The following is a 15,318-nucleotide window of genomic DNA, read 5'->3' as shown; positions in this document are numbered from 1 at the left end:
GGCGGTTGGTTAGCTGCGGACGCGTCGCTCCAACTGCGGTGCGATCGTCGGCCAATCCTCGTCCGTCATGGAAAAGAGGGCGGTGGTGCGCCAACTGCCATCCGTTCGCTGGCGGTGCTTGCGGAGCAAGCCCTCGTACTGCGCGCCCAGCTTGGCGATGGCGGCCCGGGATTGTTCGTTGAACTCGTCCGTGTGCCATTCGACGCGGACGGCGCCGAGATCGTCGAATGCCCGACGCAGCAGGAGAAGTTTGGCCTCCGGATTGATCCGGGTTCCCTGAGCGGACTTCGACAGCCACGTGTACCCGATCGCAAGACTGCGATACGCCGGGGCGATTTGATACAGCGAGGTGCTGCCCACTACGGCGTCGGTGCGCGTGTCGATCTGGGCGAACGCTACCCGATCCGGATTCGACTCGGCCGCCTCGATGTAGGCGACCGCCTCTGCGTGAGTGTTGATCGGGGCGGCTGTCCAGCGGAAGATGCTCGGATCGTCCGACGCGGCAATGAGTGCGTCGGCGTGCTCACGGACCAACGGTTCGAGCCGGACATGCGTGCCGGTCAATGTCGGTGATTGAAACCAGCTTTCGGTCATCTGCTGAGCTCCGGTATCGGTGGGATTTTCTCGACAGCCGTCCCGGCGAGCGGATAGCGCAGCGGTACCCGCAAGAACAGGAAGAAGAACACGGCCAGCAACACCACATGACCCCACACGCTGGCCTGCACGACGGCTTCGTACTTGCTCGGATCGAGGTTCATGTCGAGTTGGTAGAAGTAGCGGAAGATGCCGATTCCCAATGCGGCATCGGCCACGAGATACGCGGCGATCCAGAACCATCGGATCTGAAACAGCACCAGGAACGGCAGCAGCCACAAGGTGTACTGCGGCGAATTCACCTTGTGCAGCAAGATGAATCCGCACAACATTGCCGCGCTCACCGCGATCCACGGGAAATAACCGTCGCGCACAAAGCGTCGCCAGCCCAGATACATTGCCAACGCGAACGACAACAGGATCATCAGAGGGGACAGGATGCTCACCAATGCGTCGTAGTCCGCGTTGAGTTCGCGTACACCGAAGCCGTAGAACGGTCGAAGACCCCAGAACCACAGCGAATTGGTGGTGATGTCGGCGCTGCGCTTCTCCTGGAAACTGAAGGACGCACGCCAACCGTCGTACGAGATGAGGGCAAACGGAAGGTTGACGAGAACCACCGTCGCCACCGCGGCACCAGCCGTCATCAGCGCGCCGCGTACGTCGTACTTCTTGCCGTCTCGGCCGCGTGTCAGGACATACGCGAGAAGCGGAAGAACAAAGATTCCCGGATACAACTTCAGGCAGAAACCGATGGCCAGGATGATCGACGCCAGTATCGCCCGCGTCCGAAAAGGTATGCGCTCGAACGTCATCACGAAGATCGCGCCGACGCTGGTTGCAACGACGGGCAGCTCCCAGTTGTGGAACGCGTACAACACCAGTGGCGGGGTGGCCGACCAGATCAACGCGTACGCGCCGCTCATCCGGCCAAGCATCCATGCCGTCAGCAAGCCGAACGGGGCCAGGATCAACGCGGAATGCAGCAGGAACTCGGCATCGTTGTGGGATCCGATTCCGCCCAGCCACATCAGGATTCCGCTGAGCACCGGATACTCGACGGTTCCGCCGTAGAGGAAACCTTCTGGCGTGATGCCGCCGGTGACAAACGGAAAGAGGTGTTGGTCGATGCCGCGTCCGAGCCACAGAAGCTGGATGTCGGAGTAACAGACACGGACGTTCTTATCGACATCGAAGGCAAGGCTCCGGCCGTCCGGCGCAAAGGGCGCGCCGGCGCACCGTGCCTTGTTGAAGTAGCCCAGGGTCATTGCCAGCCCGCAGAGACCGACGACAAGCGTCAGGATCGACGCCGAGGTTTTCCGGTCCGTTCGCATGAAGCCCACCCTAGGGGCTCGCACCACCAGACGGTTCGACGAGCGCCCTTGCGCGTTCTGGGCGTTTCCTGTGATCGGGGACGCGATTTCGCTGGTCAGGGGCACCTCGTGTAACCTACGAGGGTTGCTGACGCAACGACCCTCCTGCCACGGATAGTCCGTGGCCGTTTTCACTTAGTCCACAGGAGGTGATGAGGTCTTATGCGTCATTACGAATTGATGGTCATCCTTGACCCCAGCCTGGACGAGCGCACTGTCGCTCCTTCGCTGGATACGTTCCTCAATGTTGTGCGCCAGCACGGCGGCACGATCGACAAGGTCGATGTCTGGGGTAAGCGTCGTCTCGCCTACGAGATCCTGAAGCATGCTGAAGGTATCTACGCGGTGATCGACATCAACGCCACTCCCGCCACCGTTGCTGAGCTCGATCGTCAGCTCGGTCTGAACGAGTCGGTTCTGCGCACGAAGGTTCTGCGCCACAACAAGTGATTTCTGTCGGTAGCGAACTCTAACCTCGCACCCAACAGACTTACATCAAAAGCAGGAGGAACCACATGGCTGGCGACACCATCATCACCGTCATCGGAAACCTGACGGCTGATCCTGAGCTTCGTTTCACCCCGGCGGGTGCTGCGGTGGCAAACTTCACGGTTGCTTCCACACCCCGCACCTTCGACCGTAATTCCAATGAATGGAAAGACGGCGATGCGCTGTTCATGCGTTGCAACATCTGGCGCGAAGCAGCCGAGAACGTCGCGGAGAGCTTGACCCGTGGCTCACGAGTAATCGTGAGCGGCCGGCTCAAGCAGCGTTCGTACGAAACTCGTGAGGGCGAAAAGCGAACTGTCGTCGAGCTCGAAGTTGATGAAATCGGTCCTTCACTGAAGTACGCCACGGCAAAGGTCAACAAGGCCAACCGTGGTGGCGGCGGTGGCGGCGGCAACTTCGGAGGTTCCTCCGGCGGATCGGGCGGCGGACGTCCGAGCGCTGCACCTTCCGGTGGAGACGATCCGTGGGGCAGTGCCCCTCCGGCTTCGGGCTCCTTCGGTGGCGGCGGCAACGACGAACCGCCTTTCTGATCCGTACCTGATCAGGGACATCCAGAAAAGAGCAAAGACATGCCGAAGCCGCCCTTGCGCGACAAGGTTATGAAGAAGAAGGTCTGCACCTTCTGCAAAGAGAAGAACACGCAGATCAACTACAAGGACACGACGTTGCTGCGTAAGTACGTCAGCGACCGCGGAAAGATCCGTGCTCGTCGTGTCACCGGCAATTGCGTCCAGCACCAGCGCGACGTTGCCATTGCCGTCAAGAACTCACGTGAGGTAGCACTGCTGCCTTACGCCACCGTGGCTCGCTAAGGAAAGGGAGGAAAGAACATGAAGCTCATCCTCACCGCTGACGTGGACAACCTCGGTGCGCCTGGCGACACCGTCGAGGTCAAGGACGGCTACGGCCGTAACTACCTGCTCCCCCGCCGGCTGGCAATCGTCGCTACTCGTGGCGCCGAGAAGCAGGTCGAAGGAATCCGTCGTGCACAGGAACTGCGCGCAGTGCGCGGCCTGGACCACGCCAAGGAGCTCAAGGCCGCTATCGAGGGACTCGAGTCCGTAACGCTGTCGGTCAAGACCGCCGGTGGTTCGGGCAAGCTCTTCGGTTCCGTTACCGCTGCTGACGTCGCTGCTGCGATCAAGGCTGCCGGTGGACCGGTTATCGACAAGCGCACCATCGCGTTGCCGAAGGCTCACATCAAGAACACGGGCAAGCATGCCGTGTCCGTGAACCTGCATCCCGATGTGGTTGCCAAGTTCAACCTGAACGTCGTCGGCGCATAGTCGATTCGTTCTCCGGGCGAGCCCCGCACACTTCGGTGTGTGGGGCTCGACCTTTTTGTGCACATAGCGACTCGATCCGGGGTTGGGGATAACTGTCACAGTGTGACGTTCAACTTGATGATCCGTGATCATTCGGGCTCCGCAACACGCCCGACACGCCGACGCGCCGACTGCGGAGATAGTTTTTTCATCAACAGGTGTGTGAAATTGCACATGTATCTCTAGCTGGGGTTTTATGGGAAACACCAAAAGTTGTCCCCAGGTTATCCCCAGATGGTGCACACAGTTTTTCAGGAGTTTCCACAATTACTCCACAGATTCATCCACAGGTCCGTTTGTTTGTGGGCTGGCAAGTCCCTAACGTCGTCTCGGCGTCTATCTACCGACCGGTGATTTTCCACCAGCACGATGTCGGTGGGGGCAGGTACAAATAGTGAGGGCCCTGCGTTTTTCTCGCAGTGTCATCGAATGTTTTACGGGAAGGTCTCTCTGATGGCTGTTGTGGATGATCGAGGGCCTTCCGACTACTCCGGACAGGATTACCCGGGGCCGCCCGAGTCCGAGCCCGATCAGGAATTCGGCCGCCAACCACCCCAAGACATGGTTGCCGAGCAGTCCGTCCTCGGCGGCATGCTGCTGAGCAAGGATGCCATCGCTGACGTCCTCGAGGTCCTGCGGCCCGGCGACTTCTACCGGCCGGCCCATCAGTCCGTCTACGACGTGATCCTGGACCTCTACAGCCGCGGTGAGCCTGCCGACCCGGTGACCGTCTCGGCTGAACTGGACCGTCGCGGTGAGCTCCGCAAAATCGGTGGCGCTTCGTATCTGGTGACTCTCACCCAGACAGTGCCCACCGCTGCCAATGCCGCCTACTATGCCGAGATCGTGGCCGAGAAATCGGTGCTACGACGCCTCGTCGACGCCGGCACCCGGATCGTTCAATACGGCTACGCCGGCACCGACGGCCAGGATGTCGCCGAGGTTGTCGACCGCGCGCAGGCCGAAATCTTCGAGGTCACCGAGCGTCGTACCACCGAGGACTTCGTGCCCCTCACCGAACTCCTCCAGCCCACGATGGATGAGATCGACTCCATCGCCAGCCGCGGTGGCATCTCCCTCGGCGTGCCCACCGGGTTCAAGGATCTCGACGAAATCACCAACGGTCTTCATGCCGGTCAGATGATCATCGTCGCGGCTAGACCTGGAGTCGGGAAATCCACCCTAGGAATGGATTTTTTGCGTTCCTGCTCCATCACCCACGGCATGGCCAGCGTCATGTTCTCACTGGAAATGAGCAAAACCGAGATCGTGATGCGTCTGCTCTCGGCAGAGGCAAAGATCAAGCTCGGCGACATGCGTTCCGGCAAGATGACCGACGACGACTGGACCAAGCTCGCGCGTCGTATGAGTGAGATCAGTGAGGCGCCGCTGTTCATCGACGACTCCCCCAACCTCACGATGATGGAGATTCGCGCAAAAGCTCGGCGGCTCAAGCAGAAACACGATATTCGCCTGATCGTCATCGACTACCTGCAGCTGATGAGCTCGGGTAAAAAGGTCGAATCGCGTCAGCAGGAAGTTTCCGAATTCTCCCGTAGCCTAAAGCTTTTGGCGAAGGAGCTCGAAGTTCCGGTTGTCGCAATCTGTCAGCTCAACCGTGGTCCTGAGCAGCGAACCGACAAGCGCCCCCAGGTTGCCGACCTTCGTGAATCGGGCTCGCTGGAGCAGGATGCCGATATGGTCATCCTGTTGTACCGCCCTGATGCGACTGAGCGCGACGATCCTCGCGGTGGTGAAGCCGACCTGATTCTCGGTAAGCACCGTAACGGTCCGACCGCCACAATCACTGTGGCGCACCAACTTCACCTGTCCAAGTTCGTGGACATGGCGCGAGGCTAGCAACTGCCTGTCGAGATGCAGCGAAGTTAACAAAGTGCGACGCTAGATTAACAAGGGTTTCGACCGAAGCAAGCCCCTGAACTGCGTATTTTCATCTCTGCTTCAGGAAGCGTGGTGTCGACAACCGTGGTTCGTGATTCCCGACCACGGTGTGGTGTCCCGGCGATCTACTGGTTCGCCGGGACGGGTGGTAGTCACAGCAGTAGGTGGAAGATGTCGAAGGCGACGGTCCATTGGGCTGTGCCGGGGTTCTTGCGGTCCGGTTCGACCGTGGCGAAGGTATGCGCCAGCGCTACGCTCAAGCCTCCTGCGATCAGCGGCAGTCGTTGCTCGGTCTCTTCCGAGAGGGCCACGTCCAAGGGTGGGTGGGCCGTGAGCTGATCGAGCAGCGGCTGAAGTTCGATCTCCTCGTCGAGTTTTTCGAACCGGTGGATGCTCTCCTGTAATCCCTTGGTGATCGGCAGGTCCCACGGTTCGATCACGTCGCGCAAGTTTGCTTTTGCGGAGGCTTTGCCGATCAGGAGCACGTCGTAGATCTTGTCGTCGATGAAATCGGTATAGCGCTTGAGGTCGTTCCGGTCGACCTGCAGTCCAGCTGCTGCCCTGAAGAACCGCTGGAATTTCACGGTGCCCATTACTGGCATGTCGTCAGCTCCTTTCGAAGTATTCATGGATTTGGCGTACGGCCATCGCTCCTTCACCGACGGCGGATGCGACTCGTTTCACAGAGCCTCGGCGGATGTCGCCCGCCGCGAACAGGCCGGGCAGGCTGGTTTCGAGCGTCCTGGACAGGCCATCGCTGATCGGCAGGTTGCCGTCTGCTCGGGAGTGGATCGCGTCCATGCCGGTGAGGACGAAGCCGTGGTCGTCGAGTGCGATCGCTTCGGCCAGCCACCCGGTGTGCGGTACTGCCCCGATGAAGACGAACAGGGCGCGCACCCGGATCGTGTCCTGCTCGCCGCTGCGATTGTCCTCGACCGCAATTTCGTCGAGGTATTTCTCGCCGTGGACCGCACGAATCTCGGTGTTCCGGTGCACGGTTACGCGCGGGTGGTGTTCGATCTGGTCGACCAGGTAACGGGACATGCTCTTTCCGAGGTCATCGCCGCGGATGAGCAGGTGCACGTGTGAGACATGCTCGGCGAGGAAGACGGCAGCCTGGCCGGCGGAGTTGCCGCCACCGACGATGGCTATCGGGTCGGTGCCGCATATCCGCGCTTCCTGGTGGGTTGCGGCGTAGTACACGCTCGTTCCTTCCAGCGCCTCGATCCCCTGAACGGCCAACTTGCGGTATCGCGCCCCGGCGGCGAGCACAACGGCCCGGGCGTGAACCGTGCCGCCGTCCGCCAGTCGGAGCACATGGTTCCCGGCGTCGGATCCCAAACCGGTCACTTCTGCCGACACCAGGATGCGGGCGCCGAACTTCCCGGCCTGAAGCACGGCTCGCTCGGCCAATTCGGAGCCGGAGACCCCGGCGGGGAAGCCCAGATAGTTCTCGATCCGGGAGGAGGTACTGGCCTGGCCGCCCGCGGCGATCCGCTCCAACGTCACCGTGTTCAACCCGTCCGAGGCGCCGTACACCGACGCGGCCAGACCGGCCGGTCCGGCACCCACGACGACGAGGTTGTATACGTCCTTGGCTGCGTCCGCGACGGATGCCGGGACGGCAAGCCCGACGACGCGTGCGAGTTCCGCATTCGTCGGATTGCGCAGCACCTTCTCGCCGTGCCAGATCACGACGGGTGTGTCCTCGGGGGCGACGTTCAGGCTGCGTAGCAGCTGCTCCGCCCGTTCGTCCTGCTCCAAGTCGAACCACCTGTGGGGCAAACGATTTCGCATGGCAAACTCGCGAAGCCGCAATGTATCGGGGGAGAAACAGGAGCCGATGATCCGGAACCCCGAGCCGAGCCCGATCAGCAGGTGTCGACGCACGAGGTAGGCGCGCAGGATCAGATCGCTGAGCACGGGATCGTGGGTAATCAGCTCGCGCACCTGCTCGGCCGGGACGACGAGTATCTCGCCGTCCTCGATCGCTTCGGCGGTGAAGAACGCCACCTGGCCTTCCAACAGTCCGAGTTCGCCCAGGAAGCGCCCGGGCCCGTGGACGCGCAGTATCCGGCGCTCGCCGTCCCCGTCGCCCTCGTCGACGACTGCGACCTTGCCGGAAAGGACCACGACGAAATCGTTGCAGGGCACGCCTTCTCGGATCAGCACCTCGCCGGCGCGAACCGACCGACGCGAGCCTCCGAGCTCGAGCGTCGCGACCTGGTCGTCCGTCAGACGCGGGAAAGCACCCTCCTCGTCCGCGGTCTCGTCGTCGACCGGCGGACTGTCCCCAACGGGTGAGGCGCGCTCAGACGAAGTTCTGGTCGACATAACACCACCGCCAATCTTCACCGGGCTCCATCGACTGGACGATCGGATGGCCGATGGCGTGAGCGTGAGCACTCGCGTGCCTGCCCGGCGAAGAATCGCAGCAACCGACGTGTCCGCACGTCAGACACAGCCTCAGATGCACCCACGGGGTGCCGAGGCGAAGACATTCCTCGCAACCCTGCGGGGTACGGGGCACCACGGCCCGGATCGCGGTTACATGTGGGTCCGCGTGGACAGGACTCATGACTTCGCCTCCTCGCCGGCATTTTCCGAGAGCGCCTGATCGAGCCACGTGCGCAACTGGGGCACGGGAGCCGCGCCCGACTGACGAGCGAGAACCTCACCCCGGTCCATCACCAGCAGAGTCGGCACGGCGCGGACGGTGAATCGTTCGGCCGTCCGGGGTGCGGCATCCACGTCGACCTTGACCAGCTTGATCTGGCCGGCGTGTTCTCTGGCGAGCTGCTCGAGCGCGGGGCTGACCATGCGGCACGGGCCGCACCACGTCGCCCACAGATCCACGAGCACAGGCACCGAGGATTTTTCGACGATCTCCGCGAAGTCGCCGTCTCCCGCTGCGGCGATCCAGGGCAGCGGCTCGTGGCAGTTCCCACAGCGAGGTCTTCCTTCCCCTGCTGCCGGGATGTTGTTGGTCTTGCCGCAGTTCGGGCACTTCACCTTTTCGGATCCCATGACCAGTTACCTCTTCTCAGGCCGCCGCGAAGGCGGGTTCGGCATACGCGACGGCAAGCTCGCCGCCGTCCACCGTGACGCTGATGGTGCCGTCCGGTTTGATCTCGCCGCGCAACAGTGCACGGCCGATCTTGGTTTCAACCTCGTGTGCGATGTATCGGCGCAGCGGCCGAGCACCGTAGACAGGGTCGAACCCGTGTTCGGCGATCAGTCGGCGCGCCTCCGGCGTGATTTCCAGGTGTATCTGCCTCTCCGACAGCCTGTTTCGCAGGTCGGTGAGTTGCAGTTCCACTATGTGCTCGATCTGGGGCAGGGTGAGTGGGGAGAACAGCACGATGTCGTCGACCCGGTTGAGGAATTCGGGGCGGAAGTGCCCGCGCAGTTCTGCCATCACCCGTTCCCTGGCATCCGGCTTGATTTCGCCGTCGACTGTGACCCCCTCGAGGAGATGTTGGGATCCGATGTTGGAGGTCATGATGATCACCGTGTTCCGGAAATCGACTTGCCTCCCTTGAGAATCGGTGATCCGGCCGTCATCGAGCACCTGCAGCAGGGTATTGAAGACGTCGGCGTGGGCCTTCTCGATCTCGTCGAAGAGCACCACGGAGTACGGCTTGCGCCGCACCGCCTCGGTGAGCTGGCCACCTTCGTCGTACCCGACGTACCCGGGAGGTGCACCGATGAGCCGACTCACCGTGTGCCGCTCCTGGTACTCGCTCATATCGAGGCGCACCATGTTGTCTTCGCTGTCGAATAGGGCGCTGGCCAACGTCTTTGCGAGCTCGGTCTTTCCGACGCCCGTCGGGCCCAGGAAGATGAACGAACCGATCGGCCGACGCGGATCACGGATACCGGACCTTGCCCGGATCACCGCGTCCGCGACCAGTTGCACCGCCTCGTCCTGACCGACGACCCTCTCGTGGAGGATCTCGTCGAGCTTCAACAACTTCTCCCGTTCGCCTTCCTGCAGCCGGGCGACCGGGATGCCCGTCCATGCGGCCACGATCTCGGCGATCTCGTCTTCGGTGACCACTTCACGTAGCAACGGATTTTGGCCCTGTCTGGTGGTCAGTTGCTCCTCCGCCGCCTCTAGCCGGCGTTCCAGCTCGGTAATCTCGCCGTATCGCAACTCGGCTGCCCGATTGAGGTCGTAGTTGCGTTCGGCTTCCTCGGCTGCGAGGCGCAACCGTTCCAGATCTCCTCGCAGCTCCTGCACCCGCCGGATTGCCTGCCGTTCCGCCTCCCATTGAGCGTGCCGGGCGTCTGCCTCGGCCCGCAGGTCGGCCAGCTCCTTGCGCAATTCTTCGAGGCGCGCCTTGCTAGCCGCGTCCGTTTCCTTGGACAGTGCGGCCTCTTCGATCTCCAGACGGGTCACCTTCCGGGTGAGCTCGTCGAGTTCGGCGGGCATCGAATCGATTTCGGTACGGAGCCGAGCGCACGCCTCATCGACGAGATCGATCGCCTTGTCCGGAAGGAATCGGTCGGTGATGTATCGGTGCGAGAGGGTCACGGCGGCCACCAATGCACCGTCCTGAATCTTCACGCCGTGGAACACCTCGAGGCGTTCGCGAAGTCCGCGCAGAATCGAGATCGCATCCTCGGCGCTGGGCTCGTCGACGAGAACGGTCTGGAATCGACGCTCCAGTGCCGCATCGGATTCGATGTGCTTGCGATACTCGTCAAGAGTGGTGGCACCGATCATGTGCAGTTCGCCGCGGGCGAGCATCGGTTTGAGCATGTTGCCGGCGTCGAGAGACCCCTCGCCGCCTACTGATCCTGCGCCGACCACGGTATGCAACTCGTCGACGAACAACAGGATGCGCCCCTCGGCCGCCTTCACCTCGGACAGCACGGCCTGCAGCCGCTCCTCGAACTCGCCGCGGTACTTCGCACCGGCCACCAGTGAACCCATGTCGAGCGAGAAGATCGTTTTGTCGCGCAGGCCCTCGGGCACGTCGCCGCGGACGATCCGTTGGGCGAGACCCTCGACAATCGCAGTCTTACCTACACCGGGGTCGCCGATCAGCACCGGGTTGTTCTTCGTTTTCCGGCTCAAGATCTGAGTTACCCTGCGTATCTCGGCATCCCGGCCGATGACCGGATCGAGTTTGCCTGCCCGCCCCTCGGAGACGAGGTCGCGCCCGTACTTCTCCAATGCCTCGTACGCCCCCTCCGGGGTCGCCGACGTGACACGCTGATTGCCGCGCACTTTCGTCAGCGCTGTGAGGAAGGCGTCTCGTGTGACCCCATGACTGGCGAGGACCCGCCCGGCCGCACTTGCCGACCCTTCCTCGGAGAGGGCCATCACAAGATGCTCCACCGACACGTAGGAATCCTTGAGTCTCTTCGCCTCCCGCTCTGCGGCATCGAGCAGCTTGGCCAGACGCTGGGTGATCATCACCTGACCGGGAGTTGCGCCGGGGCCGCTGACCTTCGGCCTACGCGACAGTTCACGATCCAGATCGGATCGCAGTGCGTCGACGTTCGCGCCGGCCTGTTCGAGCAGTCGGGGCACCAACCCATCCTGCTGATCGACCAATGCGAGAAGCAGGTGCTCTCCGTCGACCTCGGTGTGGCCCATTCTGGTTGCAACATTCTGGGCTTCCTGCAAGGCTTCTCGTGACTTTTCAGTCAAGCTGCCGGTGTCCATGAGGACGTCCTCCTTCTGCGGGCCGCTGCTTCGAGTCTTTCGATTCGATCCAGCAGATCGAGCACGAGCCCGATTGCCGAGTAGTTAAGGCCCAGACCCGTCCGCAGCCGTTGGATGCGTGCGGCGTGGGTTACTTCGGATGGGTCGAACGACATCTCACCGCCGGCGTAGCGGTGGGCGTCGAGCAGTCCGAGAGCCACGAGTTTTCGTGCCAGATCCGGGTGCAGCCCAGTACGTTCGGCGAAGGCGTCTGGCGACAATCCGGTACGGCGAACCAATACGTACTGAGTGATCGGCGTTGAGGTGCTCATGTCTCTTTCCTCGGATTGAAGTTCGATTCGGCGCCCAACTGCTCGAACAGTTCACGTTCGCGTGCTGTCGGTTTCGACGGAACCATCACCTTGATTTCGGCGTAGAGGTTGCCGTTGGCACCGCGCGGATTGGGCATTCCCTCTCCGCGCAGGCGCAGCTTCCTACCAGTCGAAGAGCCAGGCACCACTTTGACTTTCGCCTCTCCACCCGGTGTGGGAACGACGACTGTCGACCCGAGAACCGCCTCCCATGGCGATACGGGCAGATCGACGTAGATGTCCCGACCCTGCACGCGGAACCGTGAATGCGGTTTGATCCGCACCACGAGGTACAGATCCCCAGGCGGCGCGTCACCGTTGCCTCGGCCTCCTTGCCCGGCCAACCGGATTCGCTGGCCGTCCAGGACGCCGGCTGGAATGTCGACGTCATACTGCCGTCCGTCCAGTCTGAGAGTGCGTTTTCCGCCCTGATAGGCCTCTTCCAGAGCCAGTTCCAGTTCGGCTTCCTGATCGGCGCCGGGAATCGGTCCGAACCCACCGCCTCCGCCGAACATCTGCCCGAAGAGGTCTTCGAAGTCGACGGCACCCTCACCACCGACACCGTGGCCGAAGTGCACCCTTCTCCCGCCACCGCCGTACCCGGCGGCGTTCGCCCGCACCCGTTCGTCGTAGTCCTCGGGTACATGCCGGAAGTCGTCACCGAATCGGTCATAGCGTTTCCGGGTGTCCGGGTCGGACAACACCTGATAGGCCTCGTTGACCTCCTTGAACCTGTCCTCCGCAGTGGGATCCTTGTTCACATCGGGGTGGTACTTGCGGGCAAGCTTGCGGTACGCCTGCTGAATTTCGTCGGTGCCGGCGCCCTTCGGTACGCCGAGTACTTCGTAGTAGTCACGGGCCATCGGTGCTCACCCCTCTGGGCGGCTGACGACCACCGCGGCGGGCCGCAACTGTCGCCCGTCCTCTCCATAACCCGGGCGCAAGACCTCGACCACGGTCCCGGACGGAAGGTCGGGTTGGGTTACCACACTGACCACTTCGTGGAGTTCCGGGGAGAACGGCACACCGACCTCGTCGTGGCGCTCGAAGCCGAGTCGTGAGAGCACCTGTACCGCCTGGTCCCGGATCGCCTTCACACCTTCGACGACGGCCTGCGGATCGCTGCCTGCGTGTGCAAGCGCAAGCTCCAAGTTGTCCAGTATCGGCAGCCACGCCGCCGAAACCTTCGCTACTTCCGCGGCGCGTTCACGGTCCAGATCTTTGGCGTATCGCTTGCGCAGGTTGTCCAGATCTGCGAGGGCCCTGCGCCAACGGTCCTCGAGTTGGGACAGCTCGTCTGCCGTCTCGGCGCGATCGGACGCGGTCTTGCTCTGATCCGTGTCGGCGCTGTTGGTAGTCGGCTCAGTCGTCGAATGATCTGCAGACATTTCCATCGTGCGCCTCAGCTTCGATCGAATTCGGCGTCGATCACGTCGCCGTCATCCGACGACGCAGCATCAGCGCCGCCTGCTTGGCCGTCGTCCGACTGGTCCGGCACAAGTCCGTAGAGCAGCTGTTGCAGCTCCGAGGTGAGTGGCTGAACCTCCGCGGGTGAAGCGCCGTCCTGCACGGCCTTTCGGGCGTCGGCAATCAGCATCTCGGCCCGCGCCTTCTCATGCGGCGGGGCACTGTCACCGAGTTCGGCGAGTCGCCGCTCCACTTGATACGCAACCGAATCGAGCCCGTTGCGCGCGTCGACCGCCTTGCGCAGCGCCTCGTCCTCACCCCGGTTCCGTTCGGCCTCCGCCAACATGCGCTCGACCTCACCCTGATCCAGGTTGCCCTGTTCACTGATCGTGATGCTCTGTTCCTTGCCGGTGTCCTTGTCTCGAGCGGTGACGTTCAGGATGCCGTTGGCGTCGATATCGAAAATAACTTCCACCTGGGCCTCGCCACGTGGCGCGGGGCGGATGTCTTCCAGCCGGAACCGACCCAGCACCCGGTTGTCGGCGGCACGTTCGCGTTCGCCTTGCAGCACCACGACGTCCACGGCGGACTGATTGTCTTCCGCCGTGGAGAACACTTCGCTGCGCCGGGCCGGGATCGTCGTGTTGCGCTCGATGATCTTGGTCATCACCCCGCCCTGCGTCTCGACGCCGAGGGACAGTGGGGTGACATCGAGTAACAACACATCGGAAACCTCGCCCTTGAGCACGCCCGCCTGGACTGCGGCGCCGAGTGCAACGACCTCGTCCGGGTTGACGCCCATATGGGGGTCCTTACCGCCGGTCAGCCGGCGAACCAGTGCCTGAACAGCCGGAATACGTGTCGAACCGCCGACCAGGATCACTTCGTCGATGTCGTTGGCGGCGACCTTGGCATCACTCATCGCCTGCTTCACCGGGCCGAGGCAGCGTTCCACCAGATCCGCAGTCAAATCATCGAACTTCGATCGCATGATCGTAGTGGTGAGATGCTTGGGACCATTCGCGTCGGCGGTGACGAAGGGCAGGTTGACCTGGGCCTGGGTCACTGAGGACAACTCGACCTTGGCTTTCTCCGCGGCTTCGAACAGTCGCTGCAACGCCTGTGCATCCTTACGCAGATCGATGTTCTCCGTGCTCTGGAATTCGTCGGCAAGGTAGTCCACTATGCGTCGGTCGAAGTCGTCGCCGCCCAAGTGGGAGTCGCCGGCCGTGGAACGAACCTCGACTACCCCCTCGCCGACGTCTAGCAGGCTCACATCGAAGGTTCCGCCGCCGAGGTCGAAGACCAATACGGTTTCGTGGGTCTGTTTGTCCATGCCGTACGCGAGTGCCGCAGCGGTCGGTTCGTTGATAATCCGCAAAACCTCGAGGCCCGCGATACGGCCGGCGTCCTTGGTGGCGTTTCGTTGCGCGTCGTTGAAGTAAGCAGGAACGGTGATGACCGCTTCCTTCACCTTCTCACCGAGGAACTTGCTCGCGTCGTCGACGAGCTTGCGCAGCACGAGAGCGCTGATCTCCTCTGGTGCGTATTTCTTGCCGCGCACGTCAAATCGGGCCTCACCGTTGTCACCCGGTACGACGTCGAAGCTGACCGCTTTGGCCTCCTCGGAGATCTCGTCGTAGTGACGTCCGATGAAGCGTTTCGCCGAGTAGATCGTGCCCTTCGGATTCAAGATCGCCTGCCGTCGGGCAAGCTGGCCCACCAGACGCTCACCGTTCTCGGTGAACGCCACCACCGAAGGCGTCGTCCGTGCTCCCTCTACATTGGAGATCACCACCGGCTCGCCGCCTTGCCAGCTTGCGATGACCGAGTTGGTTGTGCCCAAGTCGATGCCTACAGCAGTTGTCATGACTCATTCCTTTCGATCGCCTGGCCGGTGAGCAAGTGCACGGTTCCGCCCGCGACCTCGATGTCGGCAAGGACTTCGTGGTGACCTGGTTTCAATGACTGGATTGAGGACTGGATTGAGGACTGGATTGAGGTGAATCACGCTGCCTGCTCCTGCATCCCATGCAGGAGCGGGCCGAGCAGGGCGCCGACAACGGCACCCGACGCCAATTCATGGACGACGGGCGTGAGGCCCAAGAGCAGCCGCAGCGGGGATTCTGAGCTTTGACATCACGCCCCTCAGCGTTGATGTTGTGGGGTTCGCCGGGCCT

General features: G+C 62.3%; 16 protein-coding genes. 5 read left to right on the top strand and 11 right to left on the bottom strand.

Features of this window, described 5'->3' with window-relative positions; all coding sequences use genetic code 11:
• Positions 1-9: 9 nt before the first annotated feature.
• Positions 10-594 (bottom strand): GNAT family N-acetyltransferase, encoded by a 585-nt coding sequence (locus C7T36_RS12905; RefSeq protein WP_033237096.1) that lies wholly within the window; start codon positions 592-594, stop codon positions 10-12.
• Positions 591-1,928 carry a glycosyltransferase family 87 protein gene (locus tag C7T36_RS12900; RefSeq protein WP_045066805.1) on the bottom strand — a complete coding sequence of 446 codons (1,338 nt, stop codon included), beginning with the start codon at positions 1,926-1,928 and terminating at the stop codon, positions 591-593. Before C7T36_RS12900 ends, C7T36_RS12905 begins: the two co-directional genes overlap by 4 nt.
• A 201-nt stretch (positions 1,929-2,129) precedes the next feature.
• Here C7T36_RS12900 and rpsF point away from each other — a divergent pair, with 201 nt between their 5' ends.
• The 5 genes from rpsF (at position 2,130) to dnaB (ending at position 5,662) form a co-directional block, all read left to right on the top strand.
• Complete coding sequence (gene rpsF / locus C7T36_RS12895) at positions 2,130-2,417, top strand: 30S ribosomal protein S6 (protein ID WP_003941237.1); 288 nt, start codon at positions 2,130-2,132, stop codon at positions 2,415-2,417.
• A gap of 65 nt (positions 2,418-2,482) precedes the next feature.
• Positions 2,483-3,007: a single-stranded DNA-binding protein gene (locus C7T36_RS12890; RefSeq protein WP_033237097.1), complete on the top strand. Its 525-nt coding sequence runs from the start codon at positions 2,483-2,485 to the stop codon at positions 3,005-3,007.
• A 39-nt stretch (positions 3,008-3,046) separates the two neighbouring features.
• The gene (gene rpsR / locus C7T36_RS12885; protein ID WP_003941245.1) at positions 3,047-3,289 is read left to right on the top strand and encodes a 30S ribosomal protein S18; all 243 of its coding nucleotides are present in this window, start codon (positions 3,047-3,049) and stop codon (positions 3,287-3,289) included.
• Positions 3,290-3,307: 18 nt separating this feature from the next.
• A complete protein-coding gene (rplI, locus tag C7T36_RS12880; RefSeq protein WP_033237098.1) occupies positions 3,308-3,763 on the top strand; it encodes a 50S ribosomal protein L9 in 456 nt (151 codons plus the stop codon).
• Positions 3,764-4,255: 492 nt separating this feature from the next.
• Entirely contained in the window at positions 4,256-5,662 is a 1,407-nt protein-coding gene (gene dnaB / locus C7T36_RS12875; RefSeq protein ID WP_080711886.1) for a replicative DNA helicase, read from the top strand.
• Between the two features lie 194 nt (positions 5,663-5,856).
• Here dnaB and C7T36_RS12870 read toward each other — a convergent pair whose 3' ends face one another.
• From C7T36_RS12870 to dnaK, 9 genes are read right to left on the bottom strand one after another with little or no spacing between them, the layout of a single operon-like run.
• Positions 5,857-6,297 carry a DUF1931 family protein gene (locus C7T36_RS12870; protein WP_172937240.1) on the bottom strand — a complete coding sequence of 147 codons (441 nt, stop codon included), beginning with the start codon at positions 6,295-6,297 and terminating at the stop codon, positions 5,857-5,859.
• A gap of 13 nt (positions 6,298-6,310) precedes the next feature.
• Positions 6,311-8,038, bottom strand: a complete 1,728-nt coding sequence (locus C7T36_RS12865; protein WP_045065869.1) for an FAD-dependent oxidoreductase — start codon at positions 8,036-8,038, stop codon at positions 6,311-6,313.
• Positions 8,016-8,282 (bottom strand): UBP-type zinc finger domain-containing protein, encoded by a 267-nt coding sequence (locus C7T36_RS12860; RefSeq protein ID WP_007735548.1) that lies wholly within the window; start codon positions 8,280-8,282, stop codon positions 8,016-8,018. Before C7T36_RS12860 ends, C7T36_RS12865 begins: the two co-directional genes overlap by 23 nt.
• Complete coding sequence (gene trxA, locus C7T36_RS12855) at positions 8,279-8,731, bottom strand: thioredoxin (RefSeq protein ID WP_045065867.1); 453 nt, start codon at positions 8,729-8,731, stop codon at positions 8,279-8,281. The genes C7T36_RS12860 and trxA overlap by 4 nt, the downstream gene beginning before the upstream one ends.
• Positions 8,732-8,747: 16 nt before the next feature.
• The gene (gene clpB, locus C7T36_RS12850; protein WP_045065864.1) at positions 8,748-11,381 is read right to left on the bottom strand and encodes an ATP-dependent chaperone ClpB; all 2,634 of its coding nucleotides are present in this window, start codon (positions 11,379-11,381) and stop codon (positions 8,748-8,750) included.
• A complete protein-coding gene (locus tag C7T36_RS12845) occupies positions 11,363-11,692 on the bottom strand; it encodes a chaperone modulator CbpM (RefSeq protein ID WP_045065861.1) in 330 nt (109 codons plus the stop codon). Before C7T36_RS12845 ends, clpB begins: the two co-directional genes overlap by 19 nt.
• Complete coding sequence (locus C7T36_RS12840) at positions 11,689-12,594, bottom strand: DnaJ C-terminal domain-containing protein (protein WP_007735552.1); 906 nt, start codon at positions 12,592-12,594, stop codon at positions 11,689-11,691. The genes C7T36_RS12845 and C7T36_RS12840 overlap by 4 nt, the downstream gene beginning before the upstream one ends.
• Positions 12,595-12,600: 6 nt before the next feature.
• On the bottom strand, positions 12,601-13,125 hold the full coding sequence (locus C7T36_RS12835) for a nucleotide exchange factor GrpE (protein WP_045065856.1): 525 nt from the start codon (positions 13,123-13,125) through the stop codon (positions 12,601-12,603).
• Between the two features lie 8 nt (positions 13,126-13,133).
• A complete protein-coding gene (gene dnaK, locus C7T36_RS12830; RefSeq protein WP_045065853.1) occupies positions 13,134-15,008 on the bottom strand; it encodes a molecular chaperone DnaK in 1,875 nt (624 codons plus the stop codon).
• Positions 15,009-15,318 lie beyond the last annotated feature (310 nt).

This window comes from Rhodococcus sp. AD45-ID (genome assembly GCF_003023755.1).
In the GTDB taxonomy this organism is placed as follows: domain Bacteria; phylum Actinomycetota; class Actinomycetes; order Mycobacteriales; family Mycobacteriaceae; genus Rhodococcus_F; species Rhodococcus_F globerula.
The sequence above is the reverse complement of the archived record's forward strand: the minus strand, read 5'-3'. Positions and strand labels throughout refer to the sequence as shown.

Bases quoted from the DNA above. Each gene is read 5' to 3' on its own strand.
- C7T36_RS12905 (WP_033237096.1), bottom strand. From the start codon at position 594: ATGACCGAAAGCTGGTTTCAATCACCGACATTGACCGGCACGCATGTC.
- C7T36_RS12900 (WP_045066805.1), bottom strand. From the start codon at position 1,928: ATGCGAACGGACCGGAAAACCTCGGCGTCGATCCTGACGCTTGTCGTC.
- rpsF (WP_003941237.1), top strand. From the start codon at position 2,130: ATGCGTCATTACGAATTGATGGTCATCCTTGACCCCAGCCTGGACGAG.
- C7T36_RS12890 (WP_033237097.1), top strand. From the start codon at position 2,483: ATGGCTGGCGACACCATCATCACCGTCATCGGAAACCTGACGGCTGAT.
- rpsR (WP_003941245.1), top strand. From the start codon at position 3,047: ATGCCGAAGCCGCCCTTGCGCGACAAGGTTATGAAGAAGAAGGTCTGC.
- rplI (WP_033237098.1), top strand. From the start codon at position 3,308: ATGAAGCTCATCCTCACCGCTGACGTGGACAACCTCGGTGCGCCTGGC.
- dnaB (WP_080711886.1), top strand. From the start codon at position 4,256: ATGGCTGTTGTGGATGATCGAGGGCCTTCCGACTACTCCGGACAGGAT.
- C7T36_RS12870 (WP_172937240.1), bottom strand. From the start codon at position 6,297: ATGGGCACCGTGAAATTCCAGCGGTTCTTCAGGGCAGCAGCTGGACTG.
- C7T36_RS12865 (WP_045065869.1), bottom strand. From the start codon at position 8,038: ATGTCGACCAGAACTTCGTCTGAGCGCGCCTCACCCGTTGGGGACAGT.
- C7T36_RS12860 (WP_007735548.1), bottom strand. From the start codon at position 8,282: ATGAGTCCTGTCCACGCGGACCCACATGTAACCGCGATCCGGGCCGTG.
- trxA (WP_045065867.1), bottom strand. From the start codon at position 8,731: ATGGGATCCGAAAAGGTGAAGTGCCCGAACTGCGGCAAGACCAACAAC.
- clpB (WP_045065864.1), bottom strand. From the start codon at position 11,381: ATGGACACCGGCAGCTTGACTGAAAAGTCACGAGAAGCCTTGCAGGAA.
- C7T36_RS12845 (WP_045065861.1), bottom strand. From the start codon at position 11,692: ATGAGCACCTCAACGCCGATCACTCAGTACGTATTGGTTCGCCGTACC.
- C7T36_RS12840 (WP_007735552.1), bottom strand. From the start codon at position 12,594: ATGGCCCGTGACTACTACGAAGTACTCGGCGTACCGAAGGGCGCCGGC.
- C7T36_RS12835 (WP_045065856.1), bottom strand. From the start codon at position 13,125: ATGGAAATGTCTGCAGATCATTCGACGACTGAGCCGACTACCAACAGC.
- dnaK (WP_045065853.1), bottom strand. From the start codon at position 15,008: ATGACAACTGCTGTAGGCATCGACTTGGGCACAACCAACTCGGTCATC.